Source organism: Janthinobacterium sp. 67, assembly GCF_002797895.1.
Lineage (GTDB): Bacteria > Pseudomonadota > Gammaproteobacteria > Burkholderiales > Burkholderiaceae_D > Janthinobacterium.
On the sequence record NZ_PGES01000001.1, the window covers coordinates 1,437,159 to 1,462,817 of the forward strand.

General features: G+C 60.8%; 21 protein-coding genes, 1 tRNA gene and 1 pseudogene. 6 read left to right on the top strand and 17 right to left on the bottom strand.

The genetic code is table 11. From position 1 onward, the window contains the following. Positions 1–9: 9 nt before the first annotated feature. The 5 genes and pseudogenes from CLU90_RS06520 to CLU90_RS06540 all read right to left on the bottom strand — a co-directional run bounded on the left by CLU90_RS06520 (position 10) and on the right by CLU90_RS06540 (position 4,779). On the bottom strand, positions 10–2,241 hold the full coding sequence (locus CLU90_RS06520; protein ID WP_100429389.1) for an NADP-dependent isocitrate dehydrogenase: 2,232 nt from the start codon (positions 2,239–2,241) through the stop codon (positions 10–12). Positions 2,242–2,556: 315 nt separating this feature from the next. Continuing rightward, positions 2,557–2,787, bottom strand: a complete 231-nt coding sequence (locus tag CLU90_RS06525; RefSeq protein WP_100427466.1) for a hypothetical protein — start codon at positions 2,785–2,787, stop codon at positions 2,557–2,559. A 117-nt stretch (positions 2,788–2,904) separates the two neighbouring features. Beyond that, positions 2,905–3,691, bottom strand: a pseudogene (locus tag CLU90_RS06530) (IS5 family transposase). Between the two features lie 23 nt (positions 3,692–3,714). After that, complete coding sequence (locus tag CLU90_RS06535; RefSeq protein WP_092709161.1) at positions 3,715–3,894, bottom strand: helix-turn-helix domain-containing protein; 180 nt, start codon at positions 3,892–3,894, stop codon at positions 3,715–3,717. Between the two features lie 162 nt (positions 3,895–4,056). Continuing rightward, a complete protein-coding gene (locus CLU90_RS06540; protein WP_092709164.1) occupies positions 4,057–4,779 on the bottom strand; it encodes an NAD(P)/FAD-dependent oxidoreductase in 723 nt (240 codons plus the stop codon). 137 nt (positions 4,780–4,916) lie between these two features. On the opposite strand from CLU90_RS06540, the gene CLU90_RS06545 reads away from it, so the two are divergent. Continuing rightward, positions 4,917–6,479: a hypothetical protein gene (locus CLU90_RS06545; protein ID WP_092709167.1), complete on the top strand. Its 1,563-nt coding sequence runs from the start codon at positions 4,917–4,919 to the stop codon at positions 6,477–6,479. A gap of 501 nt (positions 6,480–6,980) precedes the next feature. Here CLU90_RS06545 and CLU90_RS06550 read toward each other — a convergent pair. The 4 genes from CLU90_RS06550 to CLU90_RS06565 form a co-directional block, all read right to left on the bottom strand. Continuing rightward, positions 6,981–7,055 (bottom strand) — tRNA-Val (locus tag CLU90_RS06550). Between the two features lie 82 nt (positions 7,056–7,137). Beyond that, on the bottom strand, positions 7,138–7,854 hold the full coding sequence (gene dnaQ, locus CLU90_RS06555) for a DNA polymerase III subunit epsilon (protein WP_092709170.1): 717 nt from the start codon (positions 7,852–7,854) through the stop codon (positions 7,138–7,140). 202 nt (positions 7,855–8,056) lie between these two features. After that, positions 8,057–8,494 carry a ribonuclease HI gene (rnhA, locus tag CLU90_RS06560; protein ID WP_034755581.1) on the bottom strand — a complete coding sequence of 146 codons (438 nt, stop codon included), beginning with the start codon at positions 8,492–8,494 and terminating at the stop codon, positions 8,057–8,059. Next, positions 8,487–9,263 carry a class I SAM-dependent methyltransferase gene (locus CLU90_RS06565; RefSeq protein ID WP_092709173.1) on the bottom strand — a complete coding sequence of 259 codons (777 nt, stop codon included), beginning with the start codon at positions 9,261–9,263 and terminating at the stop codon, positions 8,487–8,489. Before CLU90_RS06565 ends, rnhA begins: the two co-directional genes overlap by 8 nt. Positions 9,264–9,282: 19 nt before the next feature. Between CLU90_RS06565 and gloB the strand changes: the two genes are divergently transcribed. Then, positions 9,283–10,092, top strand: a complete 810-nt coding sequence (gene gloB, locus CLU90_RS06570; RefSeq protein WP_092709176.1) for a hydroxyacylglutathione hydrolase — start codon at positions 9,283–9,285, stop codon at positions 10,090–10,092. 82 nt (positions 10,093–10,174) lie between these two features. Here gloB and aceB read toward each other — a convergent pair whose 3' ends face one another. Further along, positions 10,175–11,773 carry a malate synthase A gene (gene aceB / locus CLU90_RS06575; protein ID WP_092709179.1) on the bottom strand — a complete coding sequence of 533 codons (1,599 nt, stop codon included), beginning with the start codon at positions 11,771–11,773 and terminating at the stop codon, positions 10,175–10,177. A 215-nt stretch (positions 11,774–11,988) separates the two neighbouring features. Between aceB and CLU90_RS06580 the strand changes: the two genes are divergently transcribed. Further along, positions 11,989–12,900: a LysR family transcriptional regulator gene (locus CLU90_RS06580; RefSeq protein ID WP_092709182.1), complete on the top strand. Its 912-nt coding sequence runs from the start codon at positions 11,989–11,991 to the stop codon at positions 12,898–12,900. 283 nt (positions 12,901–13,183) lie between these two features. Here the strand turns inward: CLU90_RS06580 and CLU90_RS06585 are convergent, their stop codons facing one another. The 4 genes from CLU90_RS06585 to CLU90_RS06600 all read right to left on the bottom strand — a co-directional run bounded on the left by CLU90_RS06585 (position 13,184) and on the right by CLU90_RS06600 (position 16,548). Then, positions 13,184–13,387, bottom strand: coding sequence for a cold-shock protein (locus tag CLU90_RS06585; protein ID WP_010398811.1), 204 nt, complete (start codon positions 13,385–13,387; stop codon positions 13,184–13,186). Between the two features lie 298 nt (positions 13,388–13,685). Next, positions 13,686–14,048, bottom strand: a complete 363-nt coding sequence (locus CLU90_RS06590; protein WP_092709185.1) for an Hpt domain-containing protein — start codon at positions 14,046–14,048, stop codon at positions 13,686–13,688. A gap of 22 nt (positions 14,049–14,070) precedes the next feature. After that, positions 14,071–14,721 carry a uracil phosphoribosyltransferase gene (upp, locus tag CLU90_RS06595; protein WP_046682928.1) on the bottom strand — a complete coding sequence of 217 codons (651 nt, stop codon included), beginning with the start codon at positions 14,719–14,721 and terminating at the stop codon, positions 14,071–14,073. 144 nt (positions 14,722–14,865) lie between these two features. After that, on the bottom strand, positions 14,866–16,548 hold the full coding sequence (locus CLU90_RS06600) for an isovaleryl-CoA dehydrogenase (protein ID WP_100427467.1): 1,683 nt from the start codon (positions 16,546–16,548) through the stop codon (positions 14,866–14,868). Between the two features lie 396 nt (positions 16,549–16,944). On the opposite strand from CLU90_RS06600, the gene CLU90_RS06605 reads away from it, so the two are divergent. Next, positions 16,945–18,684 carry a putative bifunctional diguanylate cyclase/phosphodiesterase gene (locus CLU90_RS06605; RefSeq protein WP_092709887.1) on the top strand — a complete coding sequence of 580 codons (1,740 nt, stop codon included), beginning with the start codon at positions 16,945–16,947 and terminating at the stop codon, positions 18,682–18,684. Then, complete coding sequence (locus CLU90_RS06610) at positions 18,681–20,177, top strand: HDOD domain-containing protein (RefSeq protein ID WP_092709196.1); 1,497 nt, start codon at positions 18,681–18,683, stop codon at positions 20,175–20,177. The genes CLU90_RS06605 and CLU90_RS06610 overlap by 4 nt, the downstream gene beginning before the upstream one ends. 198 nt (positions 20,178–20,375) lie before the next feature. Here the strand turns inward: CLU90_RS06610 and aroC are convergent, their stop codons facing one another. After that, positions 20,376–21,470, bottom strand: coding sequence for a chorismate synthase (aroC, locus tag CLU90_RS06615; RefSeq protein ID WP_100427468.1), 1,095 nt, complete (start codon positions 21,468–21,470; stop codon positions 20,376–20,378). 410 nt (positions 21,471–21,880) lie between these two features. On the opposite strand from aroC, the gene CLU90_RS06620 reads away from it, so the two are divergent. Continuing rightward, positions 21,881–24,142: a putative bifunctional diguanylate cyclase/phosphodiesterase gene (locus CLU90_RS06620; RefSeq protein ID WP_092709202.1), complete on the top strand. Its 2,262-nt coding sequence runs from the start codon at positions 21,881–21,883 to the stop codon at positions 24,140–24,142. 68 nt (positions 24,143–24,210) lie between these two features. Here CLU90_RS06620 and CLU90_RS06625 read toward each other — a convergent pair whose 3' ends face one another. After that, positions 24,211–24,657 (bottom strand): CBS domain-containing protein, encoded by a 447-nt coding sequence (locus CLU90_RS06625; protein ID WP_092709205.1) that lies wholly within the window; start codon positions 24,655–24,657, stop codon positions 24,211–24,213. Between the two features lie 126 nt (positions 24,658–24,783). Then, a complete protein-coding gene (locus tag CLU90_RS06630; protein WP_092709208.1) occupies positions 24,784–25,407 on the bottom strand; it encodes a 2OG-Fe(II) oxygenase in 624 nt (207 codons plus the stop codon). Positions 25,408–25,659: the final 252 nt, after the last annotated feature.

Sequence of the window (25,659 nt, forward strand, 5' to 3'; positions counted from 1 at the left end):
AGGACTGCATCAGATGCTGTCCAATACCGCATTCAGGCTGGCGCTAGGACGCATGACCGCTTCCGTCTTCGCCGGATCTGGCAGGTAGTAGCCGCCGATATCCGTTTCCTTGCCTTGTACTGCTTTCAGCTCGGCAACGATCTTTTCTTCGTTGTCGGCCAGGGCTTTGGCCACTGGCGCAAAGTGCGCCGCCAGTTCCGCATCGTCCTTCTGCGCCGCCAGGGCTTGCGCCCAGTACATGGCCAGGTAGAAATGGCTGCCGCGGTTGTCCAGCTCGCCGGTACGTGGCGATGGCGACTTGTTGTTGTCCAGCAGCTTGCCGGTAGCTTCATCGAGGGTTTTTGCAAGGATCTTGGCCTTCGCATTGCCCGTCTTGATGCCCATGTCTTCCAGCGACACGGCCAGGGCCAGGAACTCGCCCAGCGAATCCCAGCGCAGATGGTTTTCTTCCACCAGCTGCTTGACGTGTTTCGGTGCCGAACCGCCGGCGCCCGTTTCGTACATGCCGCCACCGGCCATCAAAGGCACGATCGACAGCATCTTGGCGGACGTGCCCAGTTCCAGGATCGGGAACAGATCGGTCAGGTAGTCGCGCAGGATGTTGCCGGTCACCGAGATGGTGTCCAGGCCGCGGAAGGCGCGTTCCAGCGTGTAGCGCATGGCGCGCGTCTGCGACATGATCTGGATGTCCAGGCCCTTGGTGTCGTGATCCTTCAGGTAAACCTGTACCTTCTTGATGACTTCGTTCTCGTGCGGACGGTAGGAATCGAGCCAGAACACGGCAGGCATGCCCGAGTTGCGCGCGCGCGTGACGGCCAGCTTGACCCAGTCGCGGATCGGCGCGTCCTTGACCTGGCACATGCGCCAGATATCGCCCTCTTCCACCGTTTGCGTCAGCAGCACTTCGCCCGTTTCCAGGTCCGTGATGTTGGCGGTGCCGCCTTCGGGCACTTCAAACGTCTTGTCGTGCGAACCGTATTCTTCCGCTTGCTGCGCCATCAGGCCCACGTTCGGCACGGTGCCCATGGTCTTCGGATCGAAGTTGCCATGCCATTTGCAAAAGCCAATCATTTCCTGGTAGATGCGCGCGAAAGTCGATTCCGGCATGACTGCCTTGACGTCTTTCGGACGGCCATCGGCACCCCACATCTTGCCGCCGATACGGATCATGGCTGGCATCGACGCGTCGACGATGATGTCGTTCGGCGAATGGAAGTTGGTGATGCCCTTGGCCGAATCGACCATGGCGAGCTCCGGACGGTGGGCGTGGCAGGCGTGCAGATCCTTGAGGATTTCATCCTTTTGCGACGCTGGCAGGGTGTCGATCTTGTCGTACAGGTTGCTCATGCCATTGTTGACATTCACGCCCAGCTTGTCGAACAGCTCGGCGTGCTTAGCGAACGCGTCCTTGTAGAAGATGCGCACGCAGTGGCCGAAGACGATCGGGTGCGACACCTTCATCATGGTCGCCTTGACGTGCAGCGAGAACATCACGCCCGTCTTGAACGCGTCGTCGATTTCCTTCTCGTAGAACTCCAGCAGCGCTTTCTTGCTCATGAACATGCTGTCGATGATCTCACCCGCCTGCAGGGAGACCTTCGGTTTCAGCACGATGGTCTTGCCCGAGGCCGTGACCAGTTCCATCTTGACGTCGCGCGCCTTTTCCAGGGTCAGCGATTTTTCGCCATGGTAGAAGTCGCCATGGTGCATGTGCGACACGTGCGTTTGCGACGACTGGCTCCACTCGCCCATCGAATGCGGGTGCTTGCGCGCATACTCCTTGACGGCCTTCGGTGCGCGGCGGTCGGAATTGCCTTCACGCAGGACCGGGTTGACCGAGCTGCCGATGCACTTGCCGTAGCGGGCCTTCAAGGCTTTTTCTTCGTCCGTCTTCGCGTCTTCCGGGTAGTCCGGCAGCTTGTAGCCGCGGCCTTGCAATTCGCGCACGCAGGCGATCAGCTGACCTTGGGAAGCGCTGATGTTCGGCAGCTTGATGATGTTGGTGTCTGGATTCTGGGTCAATTTGCCCAGTTCAGCCAGGGTATTCGGGACTTTTTGCGCGTCCGTCAGGAATTCTGGAAATTCGGCCAGTACACGTGCCGCCACCGAAATATCGCTGGACACCACGTCCACGCCGGCCGGCGCGGTGAATTTTTTGATGATTGGCAGCAGGGAATACGTCGCGAGCAGCGGCGCCTCGTCAGTCAGCGTGTAGATGATTTTGGATTTTTGTGTTGCCATGTTCATTCCCTTGTATGCGGTGATGCCTGGTGGTTAACTTTCTTCATTCCAAACACAGGACGGTTAGCCTTGCTTTGGACGGCTAGTGTGCCGGCGGTGACGCCGTGCTTGCCCACCACGTATTTTAGACTGTCCTGCCACTGTTTGTGTATCCGATGGCGACGAATCTTATATAAGACAGCAAATATCTGAAGCTGACGGGGGAATATCACGGTTTTACGCAGGGAAATGAGCGCAAACGGGTTGACAAGCCATGTATGCACCTATGGAAACAAATAATTAAAGATACATATATTTGAACAAATCCTGTACGACTCACTCGTTTTTGACGATGCCGCGCACGTTCGTCAGGGCCAGGCAGACGTTCAGCGCGATCAGGGCCCAGGCCCCGTCATGCCAGCCCCAGCAGACCCACAGCACATTGCTGAACAGGAAAACCCAGAAACCGGCCAGACGCCGCGCGGCCGCGCGCGAACCCACGAGCCAGGCCGCCAGCAGCGAGGCGGCCATGGCGGGCCATTGCAACAGTTCGATGATGTCGGACATGGCGCCCTCCGGCTTCCAATCAATTTAGCGTTATTGTCTTTTTATTCGCGCACGCCTGCCAGTCCCTTCCCCACTTTCCCGCAAATCTTCAGTCGGCTTGATATCGATCAAGAGCGTCTAACAAAACCTCTGAATGTATCCCCAGCAGATGAGTGCGCAGGCAAGCGAGAGAAACGCCTGTGGATATCGGCACGACGTTCATAGCGGATAAACGGTGGAGCCAACCCGGGGTGCGTTCTGCGACCCAGCGCCATTTGCCCAGGCGCTCGCGCGATTCGATGCCGTAGCGGGCAATGCGCGGTGCAATGCCTCTGCCACGTAGCCAGGCCCGGTGGGCACGTGAAGCATAGGCCTAGTCGGCGTGCAGTTTGGCCGGACGTTTGCGTGGCCGGCCCGCCAGGCCTGCCAATGACGGGACGGCTTCGAGCAGCGGGATCGGCATCCGGGAATCATGTACCTGAGCGCCCGATATGCTCGCCACCAGAGGCAATCGGCGTTGATCGACGAGCAGAGGGTGCTTGCAACCGAGCTTGCCGCGGTCGGTGGGATTGGGGCCGGCATGCTGTCCGCCGAGGGGGGGATGGCACGCTGGCCGAGTCGATACTGGCGCGTTCCCATTGAATCTGATCGTACTCCCGCAATTGGTGCGGCATGGCTTCGTGGATGCGTTGCCAGACATGCCTGTTGCCATGCGTGCAGACGTCGCCAGCAACTCATGCCGCTGCCACAGCCCAGTTCACGGGACAGATATTCCCAGGGCAAGCCGGTCTTGAGGACGAACAGAACACCAGTCAAGGCGGCGCGGTCGTCAATGCGAGGAGGCCCCCTTGGGGGATGGCTGATGTACTGGCAGCAAAGGCTGGATCATCGCCCACAGGTCATCCGGAAGAAGTGCTTTGATCACGGGATCGGCTCCTGAAAATGATGTCAGGTGAGTTTGACCAGCATCAGTGCCGTTTGTTTCGCTGGGATTGGTTTTGTTAGACGCTCCAAGCCCATTTTTGCGCTGAGTTCAGTCAGTCTTAATTCGCCGTTTGCGGCGGAAATGGTTTCCAGCAGAGCCATCGTTCTCCCTACGGACTGGATAGTGCGGGTTTCGTTGACCATGTTTTCAATAACCGTGCGTCGTTGCGTGCGGTGAACTGTTTGTATGCTGAAGAGCAATGTGTCACAGACATGAAGCGGACCGGGATGACCGCTTATTGCGCAGACGCTGTCTGCGCAATAAGCAAGACGCCACACCTTGCTCCAATTAAAGAGGCCCCTGGCTCAGCGCAGCCGCTCCAGCATCAGAAAATACCACATCCCCAGCGCCAGGACCTGGCGCCCCAGCCAATCGCCGACCGGCGCCCGCACATGGCTGAGGCGCTGGAAGACGTCGAACTTGTCCATCGTGCCGCCGATGGCGCCGGCCATCACCTCGCCCACGATATGCGAAGTGGCCAGTCCGTGGCCGGAATAGCCCTGCGCATACCAGACGTTCGGCGCCAGCTTGCCCAATTGGGGCACGCGGTTGAACACGATGCCCATGTCGCAGCTCCATTGAAAGTCGATTGCCACGCCACGCAATTGTGGAAAGGTACGCTCGATACAGGGCCTGAGCTCGGCCGCAATATCGCGCGATGCCTTACCAGAATAATTGGCGCCGCCGCCGAACAGCAGTCGCCCATCGGCCGTGCTGCGGTAATAATCGAGGACGTAGCGGCTGTCGTACACGGCCAGGTCTTGCGGATTCAGCTGCCGCGCCAGCGCCCCCAGCGGCTCCGTGGCGACGATGCCGCCCGCGGCCGGGAAGATCATGCCGCTCAGCTTGCGCCGTTCCAGACGGTGGCTGACGTCGCCCGCCAGCAAAACCTGGTCGGCGACGATGCTGCCCCGCTCCAGGCGCAGCCTCGGCGTGCCGCCATGCACGATCTCGAGCACGGGCGACTGCTCGAAGACCAGGCCGCCAAGGCTGGCCAGGGCGCTCGCTTCCCCCATTTCCATATACATTCTTGATGCAATTAAGGCGGATAGACGAGTGGCAGTGGAGCTAGAAGTTCAAGGTGTTCACCGCGATCGCGATTTTGATACCTAGCAATAAGTAGTCAACTCCGTAGAATAGAGACGACTTCTTTTCAAGGAAAAACATGATACCAGCTACTAATCAACTGCCGACGCTAGGATACCTGCACAAGGTCATATGCGATAGCCTGGGACTATGGAACAGCGACAACGAAGACGTCACCTTCCACGTCACGGCCACCGAGCAAGAGCGGCGTACAGCGTTGCGACAAGCTTTCGATGCAATTAAAAAAGAGGACGGCGTGTATGGATCCCTCGACGACTTGGTCGCAGTTACTACCCAGTTCGCGCCAAAGGATAGTCAGAGCGTTAAAAAAAGTAGAACGATCCAAAGCTATGTCAATCATCTATCCAAAACCGACTTTGAATCCCTCGAAGAGTATATAGAATTACGCCAATACATCATAGTGTTGCTCAATGAGCGTTACGCCCGCTGGAGTGTAGCCGAACTTGCGGTCAGCTTTTACATGTCGGCGCTTGCCCACTACCGGGAGTTTGTCAGAGAGTACGCCTGCGATGCGCAGAGTCAAAAGTACAGTTATCAGTGTTTTCTCAGTCAAGATCTTCGCTTGCTGACGGGGACTCTAACCCGCGAGTTGTTACCAGACGATACTTGGCCAGATGCGGCGCTGAATGAACCGTGGCCCTTGAAGGGATTCGCTGATGCTGCTTGCAAGATCACCGGTACATCGCTGCATAAACTTCACCAGTACCACGAATTTCAGCGAGAGGGACCGCTCAACGAACAAGCATGGACCCGTGACTTCACCTCCCAGGGGGTCAATACTCGGTCCAAACAGGTAATCGAGCGGCTACGCAAGTATAGCCGGATGAAGTGGGAAACTTTTTACCCCACCCTCCAACCGCTGACTTACTACCTGCCGAAGGCGATTCATGAAAAGGCATTCGCGACTCATGCGTTTGCGGCCATGATCGCTCACAACCTCAATGTCCATGTGGCGGATTACGGGCCATTCGAGCCTCCCGCAAGAGGCCATCTGACGCACGGCCAGGTTGATCAGAGTCACGCAATACCTAGCAGCGACTTGCTTGATCAGCTATTCAACGACTATCCCATTGGCCACGAAGTCTTCGCCCAGCAAGCGCCCAACCGCTATCAAGCTCTGCTCGCCGGAATCAGGACCCTACCTGGTTCATTGAGCCTTGCAATGGACATTCCGAGCAGCCTGGAGCTAATTTACGAAAAAGAACATAGGAGGTTCGTCGAAGGGACATCGCACGCAACGTTAGCGAATGGCCCCAACTGGCTCAAAGAATGGGCACGAGCCCGAGATGCCTTGTTTCTCGGTGATGCCGGGCTTGCGCTCGCGCATTTCAATACTGCACTAGATCAGGCAAAGTACGCGGCGGGGCCATTATTTATACCCTTCTACATACAGGTGTGTGCATTCTGCAAATCGCAATATCGGGTACTTTCGGAGCGGAAGGAAGAGGAATTGTTCGAGCGGTTCTACGAAGGCTTGGGCAGCAACGCCGCGCACTACGCAAAATTGGTAGGCTATACCCCGCAGTGGGAGCGTGACCCGAAGACTCTGATGACCCACACAATGCTACCTCTGAAGTCTCGGTTGATTATCAGGGAAATCGACGCCCTGGCAAAAATCTAGTGCTACTGGATCGCACCGATTTTCATGGGGTGTCCCACCTAGGCCAAGCTTTCGAAATGCATCACTTTACCGGAGAGTGATGCAACTTACAGTGATCCGGAAAGGAGATAAAAATGAGCAAAGGTAGCGGCAACAACGGGGGCCGTAGTGGTGGCTCCCAAGGCAGTGGCAGTAAAGGTGGCGGCGCAGCTGGCGGTAGCCGTGGGCAAGGAAATGGCGGAGGGTGGCCAAGTGGAACGGGCAAGCCATCCGGCGGAGGGCGCAGCAATGCCCCCGCTGGCAACAAATAGGTCTGGCGCTGGTTTAGCTTAACAATTCCGTCGAGAGGAACCGCCCGCAAGCTAAGTTTGTGGACTCCGTTGACGTGAAAACGGCCGCAGGAAGCGGCCGTATCGTTTGGGGCTGGAGAATGGGACGAAAAACCCATTGCCCCAAGTTTGCCCCAAGTTCGTATTCAGACAAGATGGGAAATCCCAAGTCATTGAATACAAACTAAATTTTTGGTGGGAAGTGCAAGTTTCGAACTTGCGACCCCTGCAGTGTGAATGCAGTGCTCTACCCCTGAGCTAACCTCCCGAAGCGAGGCGAATTATCGCATAGGTGTTGCGGCATCTGCAAGGGCTGGCAAGAGGAAATTTGCCAGGCCCCCGCTTTTTTCTCAGGCGGCCGCTGGCGGCGACGTGACGGCGGTCCAGATGCACTGGCCTTTGGCGGCCTTGTCGAGACCGGCGATGGTGGCTGCGTGGGCGGCGAGTTCCTCGGGTGTGGCGCTCTGGAAGATGACTTCGGCCAAGGGCACGATTTCCAGGACGGCGCCGTCGGCGGCCACTTCCACTTCTTCTTCCATGCTCAGGCTGTTTTGCCCGCGCGTCATGGCCAGGTAGACGTCGGCCAGCAATTCCGAGTCGAGCAGCGCGCCGTGCAGCTTGCGGTGGGCGTTCGAGACGCCGTAGCGGTCGCACAAGGCGTCGAGCGAATTGCGCTTGCCGGGGTGCATTTCCTTCGCCTGCACCAGGGTGTCGATCACGCCAACCACTTGCTCGTGCACGGGCGGCAGGTTCAGGCGCTTGAATTCCGCGTTCAGGAAGCCGATGTCGAACGGGGCGTTGTGGATGATCAGTTCGGCGCCGGCGATGTAGGCACGGAACTCGTCGGCGATTTCCGCGAATTTCGGCTTGTCGCTGAGGAATTCCGTCGTCAATCCGTGGACGGCCAATGCGCCCTCTTCCGAATCGCGCTCGGGATTGATGTAATGGTGAAAATTATTCCCCGTCAACATGCGGTTGTTCAGCTCGACCGCCCCGATCTCCAGGATGCGGTCGCCCGTGCGCGGGTTCAGGCCGGTGGTTTCAGTATCGAGAACAATTTGACGCATGGTGAATTCAGTCTTAAAAGCAAAAAGCGAAGGGCACAGTATAGCAAACCTGCACCCAGTAACTACACCACGGCATGCTCGAACGCCCAAGAAAACCGGAGCGAGCGGCAGTGATTTGCGGCCGAGAAGCGCAACCGTACGCAGGTACGGTGAGCATCACAGGCCACAAAGCGCGACGCGCAGCAGGTTTGCTTGGGCGTTCTCAGGCGCGCACGGTTTCCACGCCCAGGTTGGCCAGCTGATCGGCCCGCTCATTGCCCGGATGGCCATTGTGGCCGCGCACCCAGCGCCATTCCACTTCGTGCACGGCCTGGGCGATGTCGAGCGCCTGCCACAGATCGACGTTTTTTACGGGCGCCTTGGCTGCGGTTTTCCAGCCGCGCGCTTTCCAGCCGTGTATCCATTCGCTGATGCCCTTCTGGACGTACTGGCTATCGGTATACAGCACCACCTGGCACGGACGTTTGAGCGCCGTCAAGGCTTCGATCACGGCCTTCAATTCCATGCGGTTATTTGTCGTATTCAGTTCCCCGCCGTAAATTTCTTTCTTGGCGCCATCGGCCACCATCAGCGCGCCCCAGCCGCCTGTGCCGGGATTGCCCTTGCATGCGCCATCGGCGTAAATCTCAACCTTATCCATCTTGCTGTTCCCGCCTTTTATTCGTGACCGGTGCGCCTGCGGGCGCCGTCGCCGGTTTCTTGGTCCACGCCGGACCGATCAAACGCATCCCTTTGACGCGCTTGATCGCCTGCACTATATACACTGCGCCCAGATATGGCCACCAGCGCGCGCCCGCCTTGTCCATAAAAGCGTTGCGGCGCAGCCATTTTTCCGTCCTGCAGGCAGGTGCGTAGCAGCCGAAGTAGCTTTGGCTAACGCCCATGTTGAGCAATTTTAACCAGTCTTTCATGCGTGGCATAGAGATCAGCTCGCCCGCCTGCGGCAGGTAGTGGCGGCCCGTGACCCGCCCTACCCCCTGGCGCATGCCCCACAGGCTGGCCGGATTGAAGCCGCAGACGATCACCCTCCCTTCCGGGATCAGCACGCGCTCGACTTCGCGCAAGACCTGGTGCGGCTCGGCGGCAAATTCAAGTACGTGCGGCAAGACCACCAGGTCCAGGCTTTGCGAATCGAACGGCAGCTCGTCGAAGGCCGACACGAGGGTCGGACGGCGCTCCTGCGGCGAACGGGAAGGCAGGCGCGCATCGAGCAGCCATTTGTTCGGCATGCGGTTGGCGACCAGCGCGTCGATCTGGGGCAAACCGATCTGCACGGCGTTGTAACCGAAGATGTCGACGGTCAGGCTGTCGAGGCATTGCTGTTCCCAGGCGCGCACGTACAGACCGGCCGGCGTCTGCAGCCAGCCGTCAAGCGCTATAATGGATTTTTCGGATGCCGCACTGTCCATTCAGTTTTCTCTTTTGCTCATGACACACTCCCCTGAACACGCTTTATCGGTACTTGCCGTGCCCGCCTTTGCCGACAATTACCTGTGGCTGATCCATGATGGCCGCCATGCCGCCGTGGTCGACCCCGGCGACGCGATGGCCATCCTCGATGCGCTCAAGGCGCATCAGCTGACCTTGTCTGCCATTTTACTCACGCATCACCACGCCGACCACACGGGTGGCGTGCCTGAATTGTTGCAGCATTTCGCCGTCCCCGTCTTCGGCCCGCGCAATGAGGCTATCACAGCCATCACGGAACCGCTTGCCGAAGGCGATGTCGCCTATGTGCCCGAACTGGGCTTGCAGATGACCGTCATCGACGTGCCCGGCCATACCAAAGGCCATATCGCCTACGTACGACAACGTACCGAGCAAGGCGAAGCGCCATGGCTGTTTTCCGGCGACACCCTGTTTGCGGGCGGCTGCGGCCGCCTGTTCGAAGGCACGCCGGGCCAGATGGCAGATTCGCTGGGCAAGCTGGCCGCCCTGCCCGACGATACCGAGGTATTTTGCGCGCATGAGTACACCTTGTCCAATTTGCGCTTTGCCAACGCCGTCGAACCGGGCAATGTGGCCCTGCAGGAACGCATCGCCGTCGACACGGAAAAGCGCCAGCAAGGTTTAGCCACCGTGCCGTCGACCATCGCCCTTGAGAAGGCCACGAATCCCTTCCTGCGCTACCGCGAACCGGCGATTTTGACGAGCCTGAAGGTGGAAGGCAAGCTGACCACCGATGCTTCGCCTGTGGAAGCATTCGCCGCGCTACGGATGTGGAAGAATAGTTTTTAAGCAGATCCTTCCCCAATAAAAAAATCCCGGCCGATGCGTGTTTGCATCGCCGGGATTTTTTTACGCTGCTAGTTGATCAGGATCAGATTTCTTCGTACAGCGGCAAGGTCAGGAATTCGGCAAACGATTCCGACGTCGACATTTCCTCGAAAATCTGGCCGGCGCGCACATAGGTCGGACCGTTGCCGCCCGGCGCATCGCGCTGCACCTTAGCCAGCTCTTCCGGAATCATGGCGCGCACCATCTCGGCCGTGACCTTGCGGCCATCTTCCAGCACGCCCTTGCTCGAACGAATCCACTGCCACACTTGCGAGCGGCTGATCTCGGCCGTGGCCGCGTCTTCCATCAGGTTGTGGATAGGCACGCAACCGTTGCCGGCCAGCCAGCTGCCCAGGTAGTGGATGCCCACGTTGATGTTGTAGCGCAAGCCCGCTTCCGTGATCGGCGCTTCCGGCTGGAAATTCAGCAAGTCCGACGCTTTCACGTCGATGTCGGGACGCTGCTTGTCGATCTGGTTCGGCTTGTCACCGAGTACTTTCGTGAACTCGCCCATGGCCAGCTCGACCAGGCCCGGATGCGCCACCCAGCCGCCGTCGTAGCCATCGGTGGCGTCGCGCGCCTTGTCGTTGCGCACGCCGCCCATGGCGATGTCGTTCTTTTCCGGATCGTTCTTGATCGGGATCAAAGCCGCCATGCCGCCGATGGCTGGCGCACCCCGTTTGTGGCAGGTTTTCAGCAGCAGCAAGGCGTAGGCGCGCATGAAGGGCGCCGTCATCGTGACCTTGGCGCGGTCGGCCAGGCAGAAATCCTTGTCCAGCTTGAATTTCTTGATGCACGAGAAGATGTAATCCCAGCGGCCCGCGTTCAGGCCCGAACTGTGCTCTTTCAGCTCGTACAGGATTTCATCCATTTCAAACGCCGCCAGAATGGTTTCGATCAGCACGGTCGCCTTGATCGTGCCTTGTGGCAAGCCCAGCTCGTTTTGCGTCATGACGAAGATGTCGTTCCACAATCGCGCTTCCAAGTGCGATTCCATCTTCGGCAGGTAGAAATACGGGCCGGCGCCGCGCGCCAGTTGCTCCTTGGCGTTATGGAACATGAACAGGGCGAAATCGAAAATGCCGCCGGAAATGCGCTTGCCATCGACCAGCACGTGCTTTTCATCGAGGTGCCAGCCGCGTGGACGCACGACAAGGGTCGCGATCTTGTCGTTCAGCTTGTACGACTTGCCATTTTGCTCGAGCGAAATCGTCTTGCGCACGGCGTCGAACATATTGATCTGGCCCGTGATCTGGTTATCCCAGTTCGGCGTGTTCGAATCCTCGAAGTCCGTCATGTAGCTGTCCGCGCCGGAATTGAAGGCATTGATGACCATCTTGCGCTCGACGGGGCCCGTGATTTCCACGCGGCGGCATTCCAGCGCCTTCGGGATCGGCGCGATCTTCCAGTCGCCGTCGCGGATGTGTGCGGTTTCTGGCAGGAAATCAGGACGCTCGCCCGCGTCGAGGCGCTTGGCCCGCTCCACGCGCACGGCCAGCAATTGCTGGCGGCGCGGCTCGAATTCACGCGTCAGCTTGGCCACCAGCGCCAGCGCGGCCGGCGTCAAAATCTGTTCGTAGCCGGGCTGGATGTCACCCGTGATTTGCATGCCTTCTGGAAGTGCGATCGTGTTCTGCGTCATGAAGTTCTCCGTTTTTAATAAATATAAGCAAAGGTAATCTGATGATCCAAGTATAAGCTGAACGACTGCGCGGACAAGCTGGACAGAGGCGCAAAAACACTCTGCAGGACGGCGCGTTTGTTCTATAGTATTGCACTATAAGGCATGGAAACGAGATTAAAAATCACTTCATCTATGCGTTTTTATCACAAGTGATGGCATCGCGGGAGCACGGCATGGGGCAGTTCAGACAGATATCGACGTTCGTGGAAGTGGTCGCCAAGGGCAGCCTGTCGGCCGCCGCGCGCGCGGAAGGGATCGCACCAGCCATGATAGGCCGGCGCCTCGATGCGCTGGAGCAGCGCCTGGGCGTCAAATTGCTGCAGCGCACGACGCGCAAACTGGCCTTGACGAATGAAGGCGCCGCCTTCCTCGAAGATTGCCAGCGCATCCTGGGCGAACTGGAGGAAGCGGAAGCGGCCGTGGCAGTACGCAGCGTGAAAGCCAGCGGCCATCTGCTCATTTCCGCGCCAGCCGGCTTCGGACGCCAGCATGTGGCGCCCTTGATCCCCTCTTTTGTCGCCGAGCACCGCGACGTGACGGTGTCGCTGAACCTGAACGACCGCCTCGTCGACTTGATCGGCGAAGGCATCGACGTCGCCATCCGCATCGCCAGCCTGTCCGACTCCTCGCTCGTGAGTACCAAGCTGGCCGACAACCAGCGCGTGCTCGTCGGCTCGCCCGCCTACCTGAAACGGGCGGGCACGCCACGCATCCCGGCCGACCTGGCCAAGCACAATTGCCTGGCGATCAGCAGCGAAGGCAGCCAGCGGGGCTGGACCTTCCGCGAAAACGGCAAAAACATCATTTTGAAGGTGGCAGGCAATATGGTGTGCAACGACGGCGAAGTGCTGCACGATTGGGCCTTGGCCGGCAAGGGCCTGGCGTGGCGCTCGATGTGGGAAGTGGGCGCCGAAATCGCCTCGGGACAGCTGGTGACGGTGCTGGACCAGTTCGCCGCTCCGGGCAACGACATTTATGCCGTATTCGCCCAGCGCCGGCACTTGCCCCTGCGCATACGGGCGTTTGTGGATTTTTTAAGGCATTCGTATTCGCAACCCGACTACTGGCGCGAACGTGCAATCTAGTCACTGCCGGCCGGACCGGTAGAGCGCAGTTTGATGCAGGCTGATGCAGGTCGGCGTAGGTCGGCTTAGCGCAGCGTAAGCCGACACCAGCCCATACATCTTGCCAACGCCACTCTTGTCGGCTTACGCGCAAGCGCTAAGCCGACCTACCTGATGATGCAAAGCATGCCAAAAAGAGCCGCATAGCCCATAAAACACCCGCAAAACCGATGCTTCACAGAAATTCAGGCGAAAAAAAATCCCCGGAGACCGAGGATTTCTTTATTTCGTTTGATCCAGCGTATTAGATTGGCTGAATGTTCGAAGCTTGCTTGCCTTTAGGGCCAGCGGTCACTTCAAAAGAAACGCGTTGGTTCTCTTGCAGGGACTTGAAGCCGTTCGACTGGATAGCCGAGAAGTGAGCGAACAGATCTTCGCCGCCTTCGTCAGGGGTAATAAAGCCGAAACCCTTCGAATCATTGAACCATTTTACGATGCCAGTTGCCATTACAATTTCCTATTTCAGTTAAGTTGGGCTTGCGCCCGTTATATCGTTTGAAGCAAGAAAGAAATGACAGACAAACTGCACTACTACCTCGAATCCAACGATGCCCAATTATACCAACAAAACTGAGAAAAACCATTCTTTCGCAAAATAAACTTACGAACACTACTTTAATAGCCAAATCCCCGTCTTGCGGCGCCCTGTACCAGCGACATGGAGACACTATATCCTAATCTTCGACGCGGGTGCTTTGCGTTGCATCAAATGAATCATTGCAACCACAAGAACGCAAAATAGTCGCTCAGGCGCAGAAATGGGTGGCGGCCGGATCGTGCTCCGCCCAGCGCAACAGCGCCCCCACCTGCCCGCTCAGGGCCGGCCACTCGGCCAGCACCTGTCCGGGCTCGTTGAGCTGCACGCGCACCAGCTGCTCGATGCGCCGGCATTCCTGCCCCAGCGCGGCAAAGCCGAAGGTGGCGGCCGAGCCGGCCACCGCGTGCAAGGCACGGTGCAATGCCGTCAATGGCTCCAGGCGCGGTCCTTCGCTGTCGCAGCGTTCTTGCGCCTGCGCGATCGCCTGCATCAGGGCCGGCACACCGGCCGCATATTTTTCATTCAGGGCGCGCAAACGGGCGCGAAAATCCGGGTCGATCAAGGTTGCCATCGCGATACTCACCTGACGCAGCTTACTTGGTGCCGAAAATACGGTCGCCGGCGTCACCCAGGCCCGGCACGATGTAGGCGTGGTCATCCAGGTGCGAATCGAGCGCGGCGCAGAACATCTTGACGTTCGGGTGCGCGTTCTGGAACACGGTCACGCCTTCCGGTGCGGCCACCAGGGCCAGGAAGATGATCTGCTCATCCGTCACGCCGCGTTTTTTCAGCACGTCGACGGCGTACACGGCCGAATTGCCGGTCGCCACCATCGGGTCGCACAGGATAAAGGTGCGCTCGTTCAGGTCCGGCAGGCGCACCAGATATTCCACGGGCATGTGGGTGGCCGGGTCGCGGTACACGCCGATGTGGCCCACGCGGGCCGATGGCACCAGGTTCAGCAAACCGTCGCTCATGCCGATGCCGGCGCGCAGGATGGGCACGATAGCCAGTTTCTTGCCTGCAATAACGGGCGCGTCGATGGTGACCAGCGGGGTCTTGATTTCGCGCGTCGTCAGCGGCAGGTCGCGCGTGATTTCATAGCCCATCAGCAAAGTGATTTCCTTGAGCAACTCACGGAAGGTGCGCGTCGACGTGTCGTGCTCGCGCATGTGGCTCAGTTTGTGCTGGATCAAAGGGTGATCGGTAATGAACAAATTCGGGAAGCGTGGATCTTGTTTCATTTGTTTTTCTTTCTCTGCTCTCTGGCGCGGCGGCAAGCGTGGCCGCGAACGCGCAGTGTGTCGATAAAATCATGGATTACAGCATTATCCCAGCCCGCAGCCCGCCTGTGGCCGGAATTTTCGAAATAATCGGCATTATTGACGTCAATACTCGCGCAGGGCGCGCGCGAGGATGGCCACGCAATCGGTGCCGGCGGGCAAGCGGCCATATGCGCCACCCGGCGCCTGCACCAGCCGCGACTCCAGGAACGCTTGCGCGACAAACGGTGGCGCATGGCGCAGCAGCAAGGCCGCCTGCACGGCCAACACGATGCGTTCAGATAATTGCCGGGCACCAAACTCATCCGTTTGCGGCCCGTCCAGGTCGGCCAGCAGCCGCGCGCGATAATCGGCAAAGACAGCAGCATCATCGCCAGCCAGCGCCAGCTCGGCCGCGAGGGCATCGCGCGCGGCCGGCGACTTGCCGAAGGCGCGCAAGACGTCGAGGCACATGACGTTGCCCGAGCCTTCCCAGATCGAGTTGACGGGCAGTTCGCGGTACAAACGCGCCAGCGGCGCCTCTTCCACATAGCCGGTGCCACCCAGCACCTCCATCGCCTCAAAGCCGAAGCCGGGACCACGCTTGCAGATCCAGTATTTGCCGGCCGGCGTGAGCACGCGCGCCAGCATCGCTTGCCGCGGGTCGTCCTTTTCATCGAAGCAGCGGGCCAGGCGCAGCGCGAAGGCCGTGGCCGCTTCCGATTCGAGCGCCAGGTCGGCCAGCACGTTTTGCATCAGCGGCTGCTCGGCCAGCGGCTTGCCGAACACGGCCCGCTGGCGCGCATGGTGCAGCGCCTGGCTCAAGGCGGCGCGCATGATGCCGGTGCTGCCCAGCACGCAATCGAGGCGCGTGTGGCTGGCCATTTCCAGTATCGTGGGTATGCCCCGCCCCGGCTGCCCCAAGAGCCAGCCGTAGGCATGGGTGAATTCCACTTCCGACGAGGCATTCGAGCGGTTGCCCAATTTATCCTTCAGGCGCTGCACGCGGATGGCGTTGCGGCTGCCGTCGGGCAGGTAGCGGGGCAAAAAGAAGCACGACAATCCCCCTTCATCCGCCTGGGCCAGGATCAGATGGGCGTCGCACTGGGGCGCCGAAAAAAACCATTTGTGGCCGACGATGCGCCAGGCGCCGCCAGCCTCGTCGCCGAACAGGGCTTGGGCCTCGTCCGGCGGCACGGGCACGGCGCGCGTGGTGTTGCTGCGCACGTCCGAGCCGCCCTGCTTTTCCGTCATGCCCATGCCGACCAGGGCGCCCCGTTTCTGCTCCACGGGCAGGGAACGGGGGTCGTAGTCGCGCGACAGGATTTTCGGCAGCCAGCGCTGCGCGATCTGCGGCAGATCGTGCGCCTGGCGCAAGGCCGGCACCGAGGCATACGTCATCGTCACGGGACACTGCGTGCCGTTTTCCACCTGCCCCACTAATAGATAGGCGGCCGCGCGCGCCACCTGGGCGCCGGGACCGGGCGCGGCCCACGGCGAAGCGTGCGCACCGGCGCCCACGAGGATGGCCATCAGCTCATGCCAGGCCGGATGGAACAGCACTTCGTCGATGCGGCGCCCGGCCCGGTCGAACTGCTGCAGCTCGGGCGTGTGGATATTGGCCAGGCGCGCCAGCGCGTAGGTTTCGGCGCGGCCCAGCTTCTCGCCCAGCGCGTCGAGCTCCTGCAGCGCCGCGCCGCCACCCTCGCGCAGCAGCGCTTCGATCAGCGCCGGATCGCAGGCGAACAGATTGACGTTCTCGAACGGCGTGGCCTGGTTGAAAACTTCATGCGTGTCAAAAGCATTCATGGGGGTCTCCCGCGATTTGTTATCATGGCGCCCTGTCTGCCGTGGACGCACCGTCAACAACGTCTGCCAGCCAGACTAGCGCAAAGCGCATGGCGGGGCAAGCGCGCCAGTGGAAGCAAGCGCAGATAAATGTTTCTATGTGGAATGAAAATGTCTGTGTGTGTCGCACAACATGTTTTTTTTCATGGAAGGCAGGAATATTTACAAAACCTGAAGCAATGTTGCTCTATTTCATGTAATCGGGTGCTTTTCAATGATACATTTCGTGTGGATCGCGTTCCGATAGCCGCCCTTTCGGCCACTATGGCGCGCGTCACGCACGACGCACTCTTTCCGTCGGCGCCCTGCCCTGCAGCGAGCGCCGGCACTGATAATAAAAAGGTAAAAGCCAGCACGATGTTTTCCAGTACCCCATCCGCCGCCCACCGCGAGGCCCGCCACGAGTTGGACAACCTCATGGAAGAGGCAGGCGACGTCGTGTTCCGGCTCGATACGGACGGCTTGATCCTGTTCGCCAGCAAGCGCGCTGCCACCCTGTTTGCCGCGCCATCGGGCCTGACCGGCCACTTGCTGCTGCCGCTGGCCGCCGAAGCGTCGCGCGCGGCACTGCAGGCGGCGCTGGAAGACGCGCTGGAAGAGCCGGGCCGCCTGGAAGTGCGCCTGCAAGCGCCCGACCAGGAAATCTGGTTCGAACTGCGCCTGTCTTCCTATATGAACGCGGCCGGCGTGGCCGAACTGCTGGTGGTCGGGCGCGATACGTCGGCCCAGCACAACACGGAAGAACGGCTGCGCCACATGGCCACGCACGATGCGCTCACGGGCTTGCCGAACCGCTTGCTGCTGTCGGACCGCATCCGCATGGTGATCGCCCAGGCCGCCCGTTCGGGCCAGGGCTTTTCCGTCGCCACCATCGGTCTCGATGGTTTCAAGAAGGTCAACGATGGCCTGGGCCACCCCGTCGGCGACGCCGTGCTGCGCCTGGCCGCGGCGCGCCTGCGCAAGACCCTGCGCGACAGCGACACCCTGGCGCGCGTGGGCGGCGATGAATTCGTCGCCGTGCTGCCCGGCAGCGCCACGGACGCGCAGATCAAGCTGGTGACGGGCCGCCTGCTGGCCACCCTGCAGGCGCCGTTCGAAGTCGATGGCCACACAATCTACGTGGGGGCGTCAGTGGGCGTGTCGATCTATCCGCTGCATGCGGAAGATGAAGTGCGCCTGGTGGCGCTGGCCGATGCGGCCATGTCGCGCGCCAAGGAAACGGGCAAGGCCCGCTGCCTGGTCTACAGCCCGCGCTTGAACGGCCCGTCGGAACACGACATCTCGCTGGAAGCGGCCATGTTCCAGGCCGTGCGCGAAGGCGAATTCCTGCTCTTTTACCAGCCCATCGTCGATGCGCACACGCGGCAAATCCAAGGCTTCGAAACCCTGATGCGCTGGAAGCACCCGACCCTGGGCCTGGTGCCGCCCGTGCGCTTCATCCCGATTGCCGAAGCCAATGGCCTGATCAACCTGCTGGGCGCCTGGGCGCTGAAGGCGGCCTGCGTGCAGCTCAAGCAGTTCCAGGAAGTGGCCAAGCGGCCGCTGTACATTTCCGTCAACATCAGCCCGCGCCAGTTCCGCAACGACAAATTCCTCGACGTGCTCGATGACGCCATCGCGTTTTCGGGGCTCTCCGGCGAACACTTGGTGCTGGAAATCACGGAAGGCACCTTGATGATCGACCCCGTGCATGCGGAAACCATCCTCGTCAAGATGACGGAGCGCCGCGCGCGCATCGCCATCGACGATTTCGGCACCGGCTACTCCTCGCTCGCGTATCTGAAGCGCTTCCCCATTTCCGTGCTGAAGATCGACCGCACCTTCATCAAGGACTTGCCCGCATCGAGCAAGGATGCGGCCATCTGCAACACCATTCTCGACCTGGCCAAGCATTTGAACCTGTCCGTGGTGGCCGAGGGCGTGGAGACCGAGGAGCAGATGCACTTCATCGAATCGCGCGGCTGCCAGTACGTGCAAGGCTACCTGACGGGCAAACCGATGCCGGCCCACGCCGCGCTATCGGCCTTGAGCGACAAAACCTATGCGGCGCTGGTGCCTGTGCCGTCTGCCAATGAACCGCGCGGAGGGGTGCAATGAATCCAGGTCATTTCACGGTACCGACACAGCTCGGCAAAAACACCCTCGACCTGTTGTGGGCGCGCACGCGCCAGCAGGGCGACATGCCAGGCTTCGCGAAAGCCATCAGCGCCATCCTCGGTGCCATGCGCGGCGAGGACGACCACGAATTCGACATCACGCAAACGGTGCTGTCCGACCCTGTCCTCACGCACAAGGTGCTGCGGCTGGCCAACAGCGGCATGTATTCGGCCTTCGGCCAGCGCGTCAACACGGTATCGAAGGCCGTGCTGGTGCTGGGCATCGACGCCATCGGCCATCTGGCGCTGGGGCTGAAACTGATCGAAGAGCTGTCGCAGGCGTCGCCCGACTCCGTCAGCGCCCACGTGGAAATGGAAAAGGCCGTGCTGGCCGGGATGGTGGCGCAGCAGGTGGCCACCAGCGCCGGCAGCCTGCAGGCGGAGCAGGCCGTCGTCTGCTCGATGCTGCACACCCTGGGCCGCATGATGGTGACGTTCTACATGACGGATTTCTGGGCGCGCATGCAGGCGCATGCGGGTCCCGGCAACGAGGCGGCCGCCGCGCGCGAAATCCTCGGCCTGTCGCTGCCGGAAGTGGGCTATGCCACGGCGGCCCACTGGGGCCTGCCGCAGCACCTGATCAACGGCATGCGTCCGATGGAACCGTCGCCAGACAACGCGCCCGTCAGCGGCGCCGACTGGATGGCGGGCCTGTCGACGATGGCGGCGCGCTGCGCCGACTCGCTGTGGCACGACGATGCGGCCGGCGCGGCGCAGGTGCACGCGCTGATCGACGATTATGCGGGCACCCTGGGCGTCGCGGCGACCGACCTCGTGGTGGCCGTGGACAAGGCCAAGGCGATGGCGGCGGCCGACCTGTCGATCGCGCCCCTGTCGAAACCGGCCGAGCGGCGCGCGCGCCAGCTGGCGTCGACGCGCATGCGCGCCGAAGGCAACCGCGTATTGATCGGCGGCCTGGCCGACCTGCGCGGCGCCATCGGCAGCGCCAGTCCGGGCCAGATGGTCTCGATGGCGCTCGAAACGCTGCACCAGGGCTTTGATTTTTCGCGCTCGGTGGCCTTCGTGCGCAACCACAGGGATCATCTGTATTCGGCGCGCATCAGCATGGGCGAAGGCATGGCCGACCTGCAGGATTTGATGGTGTTTGGCGACGCGTATGAACCGAACGTCTTCCACGCGGCCCTCAATAGCGACCGCGTGATCTTCATCGACAATGCGCGCGACCCGAAATTTGCCGCCAAGCTGCCGCAATGGTGGAAAGCGACCTTGTCGGAAGCGCGCAGCTTCGTCGTGCTGCCCCTGTCGGCCAATGGCCACCCCACGGGATTTTTATATGGCGACTGGGACGACAGCTTCCCGCCGATCCAATTGAATCAGACGGAGTTCAACCTGATCAACGATATCCGGGCTTTGCTGGTGCAGTCGGTGGAGATGCGGCACCAGCTGGAGCTGGTGGCGAACAAGGTGGCGTAACAGGAAGCGCCAACGATGTTGTCGGATTACGCGGGGCGATGCCCGCTAATCCGACCTACACGCAACGCATGACATGAGCCTTGATCAGACGCGTAGGTCGGGTTAGCCAGAATGGCGTAACCCGACATCACCGCAACGCATGACATGGGCCGTGGGTCGGATCAGGGCCGCAGGCCCGTCATCCGACAACATTTCAATTTACTTCAACTTCGGCGTACTCACCGACACATCGCCGCATTGCGCGCGGTGCATCAGGGCGTGGTCGATCAGCACCAGCGCCAGCATGGCTTCGGCGATCGGCGTCGCGCGGATGCCCACGCAGGGGTCGTGGCGGCCGAACGTTTCCACCATCACGGGATTGCCTTCTTTATCGATCGAGCGGCGCGGCGTGCGGATCGACGAGGTCGGCTTGATGGCGATCGACACGCTGATATCCTGCCCCGTCGAAATGCCGCCCAGTACGCCGCCGGCGTTATTGCCGATAAAGCCTTCCGGCGTCAGTTCGTCGCCGTGCTCGGAGCCTTTTTGCGCCACCGAATCGAAACCGGCGCCGATTTCCACGCCTTTCACCGCATTGATGCCCATCATCGCATAGGCGATGTCGGCGTCAAGCTTGTCGTAGATGGGCTGGCCCAGGCCGACGGGCACGTTTTGCGCGATCACGTCGATGCGCGCGCCGATGGAATCGCCGTCGCGGCGCAACTGGTCCATGGCATCTTCCATGCGCGCGATCAGGTCCGCGTCATCGCTGGCCGCAAAGAACGGGTTCGCATGCACGTGTTCCCAGGACTGGAACGGCACGGGAATGTCGCCCAGCTGGCTCATGCAGCCCTTGAACGTGGTGCCGTACTGCTGCAGCAGCCATTTCTTGGCGATCGCCGCCGCGCCCACGACGGGCGCCGTCAGGCGCGCCGACGAGCGCCCGCCGCCGCGCGGGTCGCGCACGCCGTATTTGTGCCAGTAGGTGTAGTCGGCGTGGCCGGGACGGAAGCTTTCCGCGATATTGCCGTAATCCTTGCTGCGCTGGTCTTCATTGCGGATCAGCAGCGCGATGGGCGTACCCGTCGTCACGCCCTGGTACACGCCGGAGAGGATTTCCACCGTATCGGATTCCTGGCGCTGCGTCACGTGGCGCGACGTGCCCGGCTTGCGGCGGTCCAGTTCGGGCTGGATATCGGCTTCCGACAGGATCAACCCAGGCGGACAGCCATCGATCACGCAGCCGATGGCCGGACCATGCGATTCGCCGAAAGTGGTAACAGTAAACAGCTTGCCAAAAGAATTGCCGGACATAAGTAGGAAGTGTGAGGACTGGAAAACTCAATTCTACCAGCCTGCGGGGCATGCCATGCCGCTAATGCCGCGCCCAGGCCCGATATTGCCCCACCCAAATCGCCATTTTTAAATCCCGTGTATTTTTTCACACAAAAACACCAAATATGAGTTGCAATAATGCAAAACAAGAAATATTGCTCCACAGAATAGATTTAAAAAAACATTTTGCTTATTAAATAGCTATATACTTGGATCAAAGCGCGCCACAAAATACTGGTTGAGGGCTGCGCCGAGAGCACGTCACAAATGCCCAGGGCTAGGCGTCGTTGCCGAAGACAGTACGCAAGTACGGCGAGGCAACGCAACAACGCCATGGGCTTTTGCGACGCGCTCGTAAAAAATATCGAGTCATCCTGGAGAAGCTATACATGCCCGCACCGATCATCCCCCTTGACGCCAACAAGGACGATCACGACGACCTGGTATTCCTCGATGAGCAACCGGCTGCGCCGCTGACGGCCGCACCGCGCAGCGTCTGGCGGGTGATGATCATCGACGACGATGAAGACGTCCACTCCACCACCACTTTCGCCCTGGGCAACCTGGAAATGCAGCACCGCCCGCTGGAATTCGTGCATGCGTATTCGGCCGGCCAGGCGCGAGAACTGCTCAAGCACGAAGACGACATCGCCGTCATCCTGCTCGACGTGGTAATGGAACAGGATGACGCGGGCCTGCACCTGGTGCGCTACATCCGCGAAACCCTCAAGATGACGGACGTGCGCATCATCCTGCGCACGGGCCAGCCCGGCTATGCGCCGGAAATCGACGCCATCCGCGACTACGACATCAACGACTATAAAACCAAGTCCGAACTGACGCGCATCAAGCTGTTTACGACGGTCACGGCGGCCATCCGCTCGTACGAACAGATACGCTCGATCAGCAGCAGCCGGCGCGGCCTGGACCAGATCGTCCACGCCAGCACGCAGCTGATGGCGCTGCACGGCGTGCAGAATTTCTCGGCCGGCGTGCTGGCGCAGATCGCCGACCTGCTGGGCATCCGCGCCGACGGCGTGCTGTGCGTGCAGGACTTGCAGGACAATGGCAGCAAGGAGCTGCTCGTCTCGGCCTGCACGGGCAGCTTTTCGAGCTTGCCGCACAGCGCCCTGTGCGGCCTGCAAAACCCCCGCGTCATGGCCGCCATCGAGCACACCCTGGCACAGCGGCGCAACGTGTACGCGCACGACTATGCCACCCTGTACTTCGCGGGCAAGGCCAGCCGCGACGCGGCCGCCTACCTGGTGCTGCCGCGCCCCCTTTCCGCCATCGACGAAAGCCTGCTGGAAGTCTTCTGCAGCAACGTCGCCGTGGGCCTGGACAACGTCGAGCTGGTGTCGCACCTGCACAATGCCGCCTTCTACGACCAGTTGTCGAAGCTGCCCAACCGCACGCGCCTGGTGGAAATCCTCGACGCCACCTTGTCCGGCCCCGCGCGCGACGACGCCACCTTGTCGCTGGTCGACCTCGACCACTTTGCCGAGACCAACGACGCGCTGGGCCACCAGTTCGGCGACACCCTGCTGATCGCCGTGGCGGGCCGCCTGCAAACGCAGCTGGGCTCCCAGCTGACGGTGGCGCGCCTGGGCGGCGACATCTTTTGCGTGCTGGGCGACTCGTCGCAAGTCAACCCGGCCAAGATACTGGCCCTGTTCCAGGCGCCGTTCAGCATCGATGGCCAGGACGTGCAGCTGTCGGCCACCCTGGGCCTCGTGCGCCTGGGCGAGCATGCGGGCACGGGCGCCGATGCGCTGAAGGACGCCGACATCGCCCTGAAGCGGGCGAAAAGCCAGCAGCGCGCCGGCCACTTCTATTTTTCGCGCAGCATGGGCATCGAAATCCGCGAACGGGTGCGCATGATGCACGCGCTGCGCACGGCCTTCAGCCAGGACCAGCTGTTTGTCGTCTACCAGCCGCAGATCGACCTGACCACGCGCCGCCCCGTGGGCGCCGAAGCGCTGCTGCGCTGGCAGACGCCCGACGGCAAGTTCATCTCGCCCGACCGCTTCATCCCGATTGCCGAGTACTCGGGCATCATCATCGACCTGGGCGAATGGGTGCTGCGCACGGCGTGCCGCGAACTGGTGCTGCTGCGCGAACAGGGCCACCGCAACTTCGTCATGTCCGTCAACGTGTCGCAAGTGCAGTTCCGCCACCCGCTGTTTTTGGACATGCTGCGCGCGGCACTGGAAGAGACGCAGGCGCCGCCCGAATTCATCGAACTGGAAATCACGGAATCGATGGCCATGGAAGAGCCGGACCTGCTGATCAAGATGCTGTGGCAGATCAAGCAAACGGGCGTGAGCATCGCCATCGACGACTTTGGCACGGGCTTTTCCTCGCTGTCCTATCTGCAGCGCCTGCAGGTCGACCGCCTGAAGATCGACCGCGCCTTCGTCACCGAGATCACGGGCTCGGCGCGCGGCAGCAGCATCGCCGAAATGGTCATCCAGCTGGGCCGCAACCTGGGCCTGGCCGTGATCGCGGAAGGCGTGGAAGACGAGCGGCAAGCGCAAATCCTGCAGGCGCTGGGCTGCCCGATGGCGCAAGGCTTTCTGTTCGCCCGCCCCATGACGGCCAGCGCGCTGGGCAGCTGGCTGAACAACGAGGCGCTGCAGGGAGCGGCATAGCCGTCATCTTGGCTTGACCATGCAAAACGCCGGCAATGCCGGCGTTGTTGTTACTGCATGGCGACCACTTAGTCGGCCGTTTCGGCCGGCCAGTCGCGGATGTACGCCTTGAGCATCTGGTTCTCGAAGCTTTGCGCCTCGAGCACGGCGCGCGCCACGTCGTAGAAGGAAATGACGCCCAATAAGGTCTTGGCGTTCATGACGGGCAGGTAGCGCGCGTGTTTTTCCAGCATGATGCGGCGCACTTCGTTCACTTCCGTATCGGGAGTGACGGTGATCGGGTGGTCATCCATGTGCTTGCGCACGGTGCCGCCGCCGATCTGGCCCGCGTTTTCATGCAGCGCGTTCAACACTTCGCGGAAAGTCAGCATGCCGACCAGGTCGCCAAATTCCATGACCACCAGCGAACCGATGTCTTTTTCAGCCATGGTATTGGCCGCGTCAAGCAGGGGCTGGTCAGGCGTGACCGTGTAGAGGATATTGCCCTTGACTTGGAGAATTTCAGATACTTTCATATTGGCCGTCCTGTCCGCGTGATTGGTATTTTAGTTATTCTAGCCCTTACTGCGACTGTAGCCTATGCCTGCGGAAAAATCCAGCCTTGCGCGCAATCAAATCGGGGAGATTGCGCACCGCTTCCGTCACGCGCGGCGACGGAACCAACCGGCGATGGACAAGCGTTCGCGCGCCGTCGGCAGCACTTCGTGCAGCATCTCGCCCGACATGAACATGGCCATGCGGCCCGCCTGCGGCAGGACGTCCACCACGGGCGCACCGTGAGGGTGCAGACGCAGCGCGCCGCCGTGCTCGGGCAGCCAGTCGTCGTTCAGGTACAGCACGACGGACACGGTGCGCTTGTCGTCGTCGCGGAAGCGGTCCAGATGGGCCCGGTAAAAGGCGCCCGGCGCGTACAGCGCGAAATGGCTTTCGTACTCTTCCAGCCCCAGGAACAGTTCGCGGTTCAGCAGGCGGCGCAACGCTTCCATATGCTCCAGGTAGCGGTCGCAGGCCTCGGAGCGGCCCGTTTCCAGCCATTCGATATGGTCGCCGCGGATGTCCGGCTGCAGCAGCGGCGCATGGCCGCTGCCCACGCCGGCGCCCTTCATCTTGCCGCTGAGCATGGATTGCACGCATTCGGCGGCCAGCTGGCGGCTCAGTTCAGGGGAGATGAAATGCTCTTGCATGAGCCAGCCTGCCTGGCAGAGGCCGTCGACGATAGAGAGTCCGGGAACGGCAAGGGAGCCGTCGAACGATATTGCGGGCATAAAATCTTTCCTGGTGGACTTGCGATGAGAGTTCGCCTGAAGCCCAGGAATTCGCCGGCATGTAGCGGCCTTCCCTGCGGCGCGGCGCACGCGCACAGGTCAGACAGCCCGAATATCGCTGATCCGTTATCCTACCACCGCCGTGCCTTGCCGGTCACTTTTTTTACACTGCAGCTTACACGCGCTGCTTGAGGCCACGGCGCCATGCGCCCTGCACAGTAGCCCTTTTGCTCAGCGGTAAATCAGGTTACG